This is a genomic window from Kurthia sp. Dielmo, from assembly GCF_000307285.2.
GTDB lineage: Bacteria > Bacillota > Bacilli > Bacillales_A > Planococcaceae > Kurthia > Kurthia populi.
In genome coordinates this window covers 140,258-150,717 of the sequence record NZ_HE578964.1, presented here as the reverse complement: position 1 = coordinate 150,717, position 10,460 = coordinate 140,258, and the positions used below count along the sequence as shown (strand labels likewise).

The window sequence follows — 10,460 nt, the reverse complement described above, 5'->3', positions numbered from 1 at the left end:
CGCTGTCGTTATCTTAACGACTTATATATAATAACACATCTTTTTAAAGTTGTCAACAACTTTTTCAAAAGAAATTTTATTATGTTTTTGTCGGTCACGCTCTTGGCGACTCAACATAATTTATTATATAGAGATTCCCCATTGAAGTCAACAACTTTTGTGAAATAATTTTAAAGAAAACTATTTGAATGAAAATAACGTATGAAAGCGTATTACGTACGCATTATATACAATACAAAGCCCCTATAAGTTCATTCTTCTATTATTAATCTTTCACTAAAACTTTCTCTATATATAAATCTTTGCTTTTTGAAAGATCAATCGTTTCATCAGAACCTACAATCTTTACAACTGGACGTGTTGGATTATTCTTATTCGTAAAAACAATTTGTCCTATTGAATGATTGGATAACATAACACTCGTTCCTAAGCCAACATCTGTCACACAATCTAATAACGCTTGCACAGGTTCAATATGGAATTTACCGAACTCTTCTTTTTGAATCATTTCAATTACATTAAAGGAAGACGTTGCTTTCTTATATATACGCTCACAAGTCATGGCATGAAATACATCTGCAACAGCTAAAATATGTGCGCACACAGTAATCGTATTACCAACAGAGTTACATGGATAGCCACTACCATCTAAACGTTCATGATGCTGAAAAATCGCAATCTTCATTTCTGTTTTAACTAATGGAAGTTCTTTTACCATAAGAAGACTGTCGCGAGGATGCTCTTTAATCATCTGAAATTCATACTGTGAAAGAGGGCCAGCCTTTTCACGAATTTTTTTCGGTATTTTAGCCATTCCACTGTCTGCAATCATAGAAGCAAGTGCCAACTGAATCACCTCACCTTTCGTGTAATTCATTTTTTGCGCGATTACCGCTGTAATAAGTGCTGTTGAAATGGCATGATTGTAAATATAGTCACGTGGATTTGAATATTCGTTCAGTGTAAAAATCCGTAGACGGTAGCGCAGCGTATCATTAATAAGAGGTAGAATGATTTCTCGTACATTTGGAATTGAAATCTTCGCACCTGACTCCCAGCTTAAAAATTCATTTTTAAATTTTTCAACGGCATTACGATAGCGCTTCTTAAATGGCGTTAATGGTTCATCAAAATTGAGCGGTGTTGTAATCATGGTCTGCTGCTCAATAACATCCGTAGATATAACAGGTCCCGTAACATATGCCGTCTTCACCTGAAATGCATTAAATACTTGAATCACTTCACGCGTTACCTTTGTCCCTTTTTTAATAATTGGTGACTGAGTACTTCCCATAATATCTTCACACACAATACTTCCTAAGCGAACTTCTGGTATTTTCGTTAATACACCTTCCATATGAACACCTCTTCTTTTAATTTGATTCAAATGCTTCATTAATTTTACTTTTATATAGCATTAGTATTATTTTTTCACTCCAATAATAGGTCAATAGTATCTTATCATACTTTAAATATGATTAACATTATTTAATTTACATAAAAAAAGAGACCAGGAATACATCCTAGTCTCTTATAGTTATAAATTATTCTTCTGATTCAGACGCTTCATCGCTATCGATATCATCTTCAGGTACTTCTTTTTCTACTTTTGCAACAGTCGCAACATGTTCGCCATCTGATAAACGGATTAAACGAACACCTTGTGTACTACGTCCAATTACAGAAATATCTTCAACGTCCATACGGATCAACATGCCATTATCCGTAATCAGCATAATATCTTCTTCACCAGTTACTGTTTTCACAGCAGCCATTGGACCATTTTTATCTGTTACTTGGATGGTTTTAATACCGACACCACCACGAGTTTGTAGACGATACTCATCTTCTGACGTACGTTTACCGTAACCATTCGCTGTAACAACTAATACTTCTTGACCCGGCTCTAGAATTTCCATGCCGACTACGAAGTCATCATTTTTCAAACGAACACCACGGACACCGCCGGCAGTACGTCCCATTGGGCGAATGTCTTCTTCTTTGAAGCGGACAAGCATCCCGTTATGTGTACCGATAACGATTTCTTTCGTGCCATCTGTTAGACGTACTGAAATTAACTCATCGTCCTCACGTAATGAAATAGCGATTAAGCCGTTCGTACGAATGTTGGCGAATTGCGATAATGAAGTACGTTTTGTTACACCTGTACGTGTTGTAAAGATAAAGTACGCATCTTCTTCGTATGAAGGAACACGAATCATCGCAGTGACATACTCACCCTTATCAACGTTTAATAAGTTGACGATTGGTAAGCCTTTCGCAGTACGACCGTATTCAGGGATTTCATAGCCTTTTGCTTTGAATACTTTCCCTTTTGATGTGAAGAATAAAATCGTATCATGCGTTGATGTATACAATAGATGTTCTACAAAGTCATCTTCATGCGTATTCATACCTTGTACACCACGACCACCACGTCGCTGACTACGGTAAGTATTAGCAGGTAGACGTTTGATATAGCCATTATGCGTTAATGTAAGTACTGAGTTTTCACGAGGGATTAAATCTTCATCCTCGATCATACCAGCGCCACCTGCGATAATTTCTGTACGACGAGCATCATTGAATTTTTCACGAATTTCGTTTAATTCGGTATGAATGATTTCAATAATTTTTTCCTCATTCGCTAAGATATCACGTAATCGGTGGATTAACGCTTGAAGCTCATTGTATTCTGCTTCAATTTTATCGCGCTCTAAACCTGTTAAACGTTGTAGACGCATATCTAAAATTGCTTGTGCTTGGCGTTCAGATAATTTGAATTCCTCAATTAAACCACGTTTCGCAACATCTGATGTTTGTGAACCACGAATTAGCGCGATGATTGCATCGATATGATCAAGTGCAATACGTAAACCTTCCAAGATATGTGCGCGGTCTTCTGCTTTTTTAAGTTCAAACTCTGTACGACGACGAATGACTTCTTTTTGGTGCTCTAAGTAATGGTATAAACATTCTTTTAGGCTTAATGTTTTTGGTTGGCCATTGACTAAAGCTAATGTATTAATACCGAAACTTGATTGCATCGCTGTTTGTTTGTAAAGGTTGTTCAATACGACATTCGCATTCGAATCTTTACGCACATCGATTGTGACACGCATACCAGTACGGTCAGATTCATCACGTAAACTTGTGATACCATCGATTTTTTTATCACGTACAAGTTCTGCAATTTTTTCGATTAATTTCGCTTTATTGACTTGGTAAGGAAGTTCATGAATGACGATTACTTCTTTGCCACTCGCTTTTTCTTCAATTTCAACTTTTGCACGAATCATAATTGAGCCTCGACCTGTTTCGTACGCTTGACGAATACCGCTACGGCCTAAAATAATACCGCCAGTTGGGAAATCGGGTCCTGGAATAATTTCCATTAGTTCTTCGGTTGTAATCGCTGGATTTTCAGAAAGCGCTAATACACCGTTGATGATTTCACCTAATTGGTGAGGTGGAATATTTGTTGCCATACCTACTGCGATACCAGAAGCACCATTTACTAAAAGGTTCGGGTAACGCGCTGGTAATACAGCTGGCTCTTTTTCATTGCCATCGTAGTTGTCTTTATAATCGATTGTGTTTTTGTTAATATCACGTAGCATTTCCATTGCGATTTTTGACATACGAGATTCCGTATAACGCATCGCAGCGGCGCCGTCACCATCGACAGAACCGAAGTTACCATGACCATCAACGAGCATATAGCGGTAGCTGAAATCTTGAGCCATGCGGACCATCGCTTCGTAAATAGAAGAGTCACCATGAGGGTGATACTTACCCATTACATCCCCGACGATACGTGCTGACTTTTTGTATGGTTTATCAGATGTACTACCTAGTTCTTGCATTCCGTATAAAATACGACGTTGTACTGGCTTTAAGCCGTCACGTACGTCTGGTAGGGCACGTGATACGATAACACTCATCGCATAATCTAAGAATGCCGTTTTAATTGTCTTTGTAATATTTACTCCCTTTACACCGGAGTTATTTGCTTCAGTCAACGTATGTGACCTCCCTTCGCTCACCTAAATATCTAAGTTTTCAACATATACTGCGTTTTCGTGAATGAATTGACGACGTGGTTCTACGTCATCACCCATTAAATCTTCAAATGCGCGATCTGCTTCAAGCGCATCATCTAACTCTACTTGTAATAGTACGCGGTGCGCAGGGTCCATTGTTGTATCCCATAATTGGTCAGCGTTCATTTCCCCTAAACCTTTGTAACGTTGTACAAGTGGTTTTGGTTGTTGTGGAAGACGCGTTAAAATTTCTTGTAGCTCTGCATCTGAGTAGCAATATTCAACGTGCTTGCCTTGTTTCACTTGATAAAGTGGTGGCTGTGCAATGTACACGTAGCCTGCTTCGATTAACGGACGCATGAAGCGGAAGAAGAATGTTAATAGTAGGGTACGAATATGCGCGCCATCGACATCGGCATCGGTCATGATAACGATTTTGTGATAACGTGCTTTTTCTAAATTAAATTCTTCACCGATACCTGTACCGATTGCGGTAATCATCATACGAATCTCTGCATTCGATAAAATACGATCTAAACGTGCTTTTTCAACGTTTAAGATTTTACCGCGTAGTGGCAAGATAGCTTGGAAGTGACGGTCACGACCAGATTTTGCTGAACCACCTGCAGAGTCCCCTTCTACAATGTAGATTTCACATTCTTCAGGATGACGAGAAGAACAGTCTGCTAGTTTACCAGGTAAGCTTGAAACTTCAAGCGCCGATTTACGACGTGTCATTTCACGTGCCTTCTTCGCTGCAACACGTGCGCGAGAAGCGACTAACCCTTTATCAACGATTGTACGAGCAACCGTTGGATTCTCTAATAAGAAACGTTCAAAGTGCTCAGAGAACAATGAGTTTGTAATCGTGCTCACTTCTGAGTTTCCTAGTTTTGTTTTCGTTTGACCTTCAAATTGAGGGTCTGGGTGCTTAATTGACACAATCGCTACTAAGCCTTCACGAACATCTTCACCTGAAAGATTCGCATCCGCAGCTTTTAATAGATTGTTTTTACGTGCGTAATCGTTGATAACACGTGTAAGTGCTGTTTTGAAACCAGACTCATGTGTACCACCTTCATACGTATTAATGTTGTTCGCAAATGAGAAGATGTTTGATGCGAAGCCTGAATTGTATTGCATCGCAATTTCAATTGAGATTCCATCTTTTTCACCTTTTAAGTCAATTGCTTCATGAAGCGGTTCTTTTTTCTCGTTGATATGTTCAACATAAGATTTAATCCCGCCTTCGTAATGATAATCATTACGACGTTCTTGTCCTTCACGCTCATCAACGATTGAAATGCGAATCCCACGGTTTAAGTAAGCAAGCTCACGTACGCGGTGCGCTAAAATATCGTATTCATAAACAGTTGTTTCTTTAAAGATTTCAGGGTCCGCTTTAAAGCGAGTTGTCGTACCATTATGGTCTGTATCCCCGATTACTTTAAGAGGCTGTACTGTTTGACCACGTTCAAAAATAATTTCGTGGATATGACCGTCGCGGTGTACTTGAACGATTGTGGTTGTTGATAACGCATTTACAACCGATGCCCCTACACCATGCAGACCGCCTGATACTTTATATCCGCCGCCGCCGAATTTACCGCCGGCATGTAACACAGTCATAATAACCTCTACGGCTGGTTTCCCCATTTTTTCTTGTGTATCAACAGGAATCCCACGACCGTTATCCTCAACGCGAATCCAGTTGTCTTTCTCGATGGCTACAACGATATCAGTCGCATAACCTGCTAATGCTTCATCGATACTGTTATCGACGATTTCCCATACTAAATGGTGAAGACCTTTAGAGCTTGTTGAACCGATGTACATCCCTGGACGTTTTCGGACAGCTTCTAGACCTTCTAATACTTGTATCTGATCGGCATCATATGCAGCCGGCTTTGTTTCTTCTGCCATTATTACTCCACCTACTCTTTCATGGCGTTCCATTTTTGTTATCGAACCTGACAAGGCTCTGAAAACGCGATGTATTACACGTCTACAGAACCTTGTTTCACATGAAACATCTTCGCTTCACGTATTGTTTCGTGCTCAATTCCATCAACACTTGTCGTTGTCACAAACGTCTGCACTTTCCCACGTATTGTGTTTAATAAATGCGATTGGCGATAGTCGTCTAGCTCAGACAAAACATCATCGAGCAGTAAAATCGGCGCTTCGCCAGTCTCTTGCTGAATTAATTCAATCTCCGCAAGCTTTAATGATAAAGCGGTTGTACGCTGTTGCCCTTGTGAGCCGTATGTTTGTACATCATAGCCATTTACAAAAAATGCTAAGTCATCACGGTGGGGACCAACGAGCGTCACACCGCGCTCAAGTTCTCGTTGTTTTTGTTCGTCTAACTTTTGCAATAAATGTTCGCACATTTGCTGCTCTGTAAAATCTCGCTCCAATCCGCTAACAGGACGATATTTAATCTCGAGCTTTTCAAGTTCTCGTGATATACCGAAATGAATCGGATCTGCCCATTGTTGCAAAAGCTCCATAAATTCAAAGCGTTTACGAATCACTTTCACAGCCGCCGCTACATACTGCTCCGTATAAATCGAGAACAGTGTTTCATCCAACTTTTTACCGCGACTATCTTTTAATAAATGATTACGCTGCTTTAATATTTTTTGAAACGTCACAAGATCGTGTAAATAGACCGGAGAAATTTGCCCAATCTCCATATCTAAAAAACGTCTTCTAACTTGTGGACTGCCTTTTACGACCGTTAAATCTTCAGGTGCAAACATGACAACATTCATTTGTCCGATATAGTCGCTTAGACGACTTTGCTCTAAGTGATTGACCTTCGCTTTTTTACCTTTTTTCGAGATGATAAATTCAAGCGGAAGGCGACCATATTTCTTTTGAATGTCACCTTCTATTTTACCATAGTCTGTGTCCCATCGTATCAATTCTTTCTCGTTTGATGTTCGATGAGATTTTGCCATCGCAAGCACATAGATGGCTTCCATGACATTCGTTTTACCTTGCGCATTTTGCCCGATGAAAACATTGATTTCTTTAGAAAATGTTAGTTCTTCTGTATCGTAATTTCGATAATTTGTTAACTTCAGACGTTCAATGTACATTGGCTACTCTCCAGTAACAATTTCGAAGCGGCCTTCTCCAGGAATATCAACTTCATCGCCAATATACAATTTACGTCCTCGACGGTCTTCTAATTCCTCGTTGACATACACTTCATATTCTTGTAAAAACCATTTTGCTTGACCGCCTGAACTAATAATATCCGCTAATTTTAAAAATTGTCCTAGCGTAATAAACTCATCTTTGATTTTAATTTGATTCAATTTTTTCATCCTCTTCAATTTTGCTCATTATTACTATATTGTACCGAAATTTTGGCTAGAAGTAAAAGAAGCTGAAGTTATTCACAGCGTGCCTTTTTCTCTATTGAAAAAACGAGGACTCAGACTCCCATCCATTCTTGTCGGAGGGGGAGTAGAGTCCTCGTTTTTGTTAAAGTTATCCACATATTGTGGATAAGGCTGTTAATAAGTTCGAACTGGTAAGATTAATTGTAAAATAGCATCGTCATGGACAGAACGTAAAATGAACGGACGCATTGCACCTGTGAATTGAATCACTACTTCTTGGCCATCAATGGCTTTTAGCGCGTCCATCATAAATTTCGCACTAAATGAAATGCGTAAATCATCGCCTTCAAATACTTCAACTGGAATTTGTTCTTCTACTTTACCTACTTCAGGTGAGTTAGAAGAAATTTCGATTGTTTGGTTATCCACAATTGATAAACGGACCACATTGTTACGGTCGCCACGTGCAAGTAATGACGCACGGTCGATCGCTTGTAATAATTCTTTACCGTTTAGTTTAATTGTTGTTTGGTATTCTTCTGGAATTAAACGAGATGTGTCAGGGTAGTTGCCTTCTAATAAACGAGAATAGAACACAACATCATTTGTTTTAAAGACAACTTGCTGTGCATTTAAATAAATATCCACAGATGTTTGATCATCTGGTAGGACTTTACTTAGTTCATTTAAGCTTTTCCCTGGAATTGCAACGCCTGTCATATTCGTTGGTAAATTATCTAAAGCTACTTTACGACGAGCAAGACGGTGACTATCTGTTGCAACGCAAACTAAATCTTTGTCTTTTACTTGCCAGTTTACGCCTGTTAATACGGGACGAGATTCACTTGCTGATACCGCAAATACAGTTTCACGAATAATTTGTTTTAATAAATCCGCTGCTAAAGTGAATTGGCTATCATTCGTTACATCTGGTGTCATTGGATATTCAGAAGCATCTAAGCCGATTAAATGGAAATCTGATTTTCCTGAACGAATACGTGTTTCATAGCTATCTGCTACTTCAATCTCAACATCGTTTGTAGGAAGCTTACGAACGATTTCATTAAACATGCGTGCCTGTAACACGATTGAACCTGGTTCTGTTACATGGATTAACTCTTCACCATCTTTTTCAGCTGGAATGAATGCCTGGATTGTAATATCTGCATCACTCCCTGTTAAAGCTAGTCCATCTTTAGTGGCATCTAATTTAATCCCAGTCAAAATAGGAATCGTTGTTTTTGAACTTACAGCTTTTAAAACGTCATTTACACCATTTAATAAATGGTCACGTTGGATATCAAATTTCATGTAATAAGACCTCTCTTATATTATATATATATTTAGTATTTAAAGAAGAAATAATAGTAGGGCCTGTGGATACTGTGGATAAGTGCCTTCAAGCACTGGTATATCAACAATCCACCTGTGGATAAACTGTGGATAACTCTGTGGATAACTTAGTGACTTATCCACAGGTTAAAAACAGCTTATGACTGGCCTAATGTAATCTTAATCTGTTTCACATCTTCTTGTAAAAGAATATCTTCTTTTAAGAGTGAACTGATTTTTTCATGTGCGTGTAAAACTGTCGTGTGATCTCGACCACCAAATTCATCACCAATTTTCGGCAGTGAATTATCGGTCAATTCACGCGATAAATACATCGCAACTTGACGAGGAAATGCGATAGTTTTCGTACGTTTTTTAGACGCAAATTCATCGATTTCAATATGATAATGTTCGCCAACAGAGCGTTTAATATCCCCAATATTAAGTGAGCTTGGTGCCCCCTCCTGAATGATACTTTTCAGCGCACGTGCCGCCACATCAGGTGTGATGGTCTCCCCTACTAATGAAGAGTAGGCGACAACACGCGTTAAAGCACCTTCAAGTTCACGAATATTTGAATCAATTTGATTCGCAATATATAGCATGACCTCATTTGGCACTGTCAGTTTATCTGCAATGGCTTTTTTGCGTAAAATCGCAATACGCGTCTCTAAATCAGGAGGCGCAATATCCGTAATCAAACCCCATTCAAAGCGTGAGCGTAAGCGGTCTTCTAATGTAGGAATTTCCTTTGGTTGTCGATCACTTGAAATAACGATTTGTTTTGATTCTTCGTGAAGGGTATTAAAGGTGTGGAAAAACTCTTCCTGTGTAGATTCTTTCCCCGCTAGGAACTGAATATCATCAATTAATAGCACATCTACTTTGCGGTATTTGTTGCGGAATTCTTCGGTTTTATTGTCACGAATCGAGTTAATAAACTCGTTTGTGAATTTCTCAGAAGATAAGTAAACGACCTTTGCACTTGGGTTATGCTCTAATACGTAATGCCCGATAGCATGCATTAAATGCGTTTTCCCAAGTCCAACGCCGCCGTAAATAAATAGGGGGTTGTAGGCCTTTGCAGGTGCTTCAGCTACAGCAAGTGATGCTGCATGTGCAAAGCGATTACCCGAACCAATAACGAATGTATCGAATGTATTTTTCGTATTTAACATCGTTGCCTGGTCAAATATCGGCTCTTCTTCCTCTTTTTTCTCTTTAGGTTTAGGTTTCATTGGTTTCGATTCAAAATCCTCTAGGTCGGCATCTTGCTGCACGATAAAGCGAATTTGTAATGATTCGCCCGTTAATTCCTCTAATATAGATGAAATCAACGTTACATAGTGATTCTCTAACCATTCACGACCGAATGAGTTCGGTGCAACAACGGTTACAGCATCACCAGTATAAGCAAGAAGCTTTGTAGATTTAAGCCAAGTTTCAAAGCTTGGTTTAGAGATTTTTTCTTTCGCTTCAGATAAAACCTTTTCCCATAGTTCATCTAAGTGATCCAAGCTGGCTTCTCCCTTTCTTAAAAAAATATTGTGTGAGAAAATACCACACAATATGGTTCAGTGCATGTATGTTATCCACACTATCCACAAGCAAAAAAAAAACTATCCACACCCTGTGGATGAAAGTTATCCACAGCCTGTGGATAGTGTGGATAAGTTTTGTATATAAAAAGTTATCCACAAGGTTATGCACAGATAGCATACCAAGAAAT

The 10,460-nt window shown here is 38.9% G+C and carries 7 protein-coding genes; all 7 read right to left on the bottom strand.

All coding sequences use genetic code 11. The features are described 5' to 3' along the window. Nucleotides 1-265: 265 nt before the first annotated feature. On the bottom strand, nt 266-1,357 hold the full coding sequence (locus KTHG_RS19265) for an HD-GYP domain-containing protein (RefSeq protein ID WP_139995958.1): 1,092 nt from the start codon (nt 1,355-1,357) through the stop codon (nt 266-268). 187 nt (nt 1,358-1,544) lie between these two features. Beyond that, the gene (gene gyrA / locus KTHG_RS19260; protein ID WP_139995956.1) at nt 1,545-4,022 is read right to left on the bottom strand and encodes a DNA gyrase subunit A; all 2,478 of its coding nucleotides are present in this window, start codon (nt 4,020-4,022) and stop codon (nt 1,545-1,547) included. Between the two features lie 24 nt (nt 4,023-4,046). Next, nucleotides 4,047-5,966: a DNA topoisomerase (ATP-hydrolyzing) subunit B gene (gyrB, locus tag KTHG_RS19255; protein ID WP_126989922.1), complete on the bottom strand. Its 1,920-nt coding sequence runs from the start codon at nt 5,964-5,966 to the stop codon at nt 4,047-4,049. Nucleotides 5,967-6,040: 74 nt separating this feature from the next. Continuing rightward, nucleotides 6,041-7,150 carry a DNA replication/repair protein RecF gene (gene recF, locus KTHG_RS19250; protein WP_126989923.1) on the bottom strand — a complete coding sequence of 370 codons (1,110 nt, stop codon included), beginning with the start codon at nt 7,148-7,150 and terminating at the stop codon, nt 6,041-6,043. A gap of 3 nt (nt 7,151-7,153) precedes the next feature. Beyond that, complete coding sequence (yaaA, locus tag KTHG_RS19245) at nt 7,154-7,372, bottom strand: S4 domain-containing protein YaaA (protein WP_126989924.1); 219 nt, start codon at nt 7,370-7,372, stop codon at nt 7,154-7,156. A 201-nt stretch (nt 7,373-7,573) separates the two neighbouring features. After that, nucleotides 7,574-8,710: a DNA polymerase III subunit beta gene (gene dnaN, locus KTHG_RS19240; RefSeq protein ID WP_126989925.1), complete on the bottom strand. Its 1,137-nt coding sequence runs from the start codon at nt 8,708-8,710 to the stop codon at nt 7,574-7,576. A gap of 179 nt (nt 8,711-8,889) precedes the next feature. Beyond that, complete coding sequence (gene dnaA / locus KTHG_RS19235) at nt 8,890-10,248, bottom strand: chromosomal replication initiator protein DnaA (RefSeq protein WP_126989926.1); 1,359 nt, start codon at nt 10,246-10,248, stop codon at nt 8,890-8,892. Nucleotides 10,249-10,460: the final 212 nt, after the last annotated feature.

Bases quoted from the DNA above. Each gene is read 5' to 3' on its own strand.
- gyrB (WP_126989922.1), bottom strand. From the start codon at position 5,966: ATGGCAGAAGAAACAAAGCCGGCTGCATATGATGCCGATCAGATACAA.
- dnaN (WP_126989925.1), bottom strand. From the start codon at position 8,710: ATGAAATTTGATATCCAACGTGACCATTTATTAAATGGTGTAAATGAC.
- KTHG_RS19265 (WP_139995958.1), bottom strand. From the start codon at position 1,357: ATGGAAGGTGTATTAACGAAAATACCAGAAGTTCGCTTAGGAAGTATT.
- recF (WP_126989923.1), bottom strand. From the start codon at position 7,150: ATGTACATTGAACGTCTGAAGTTAACAAATTATCGAAATTACGATACA.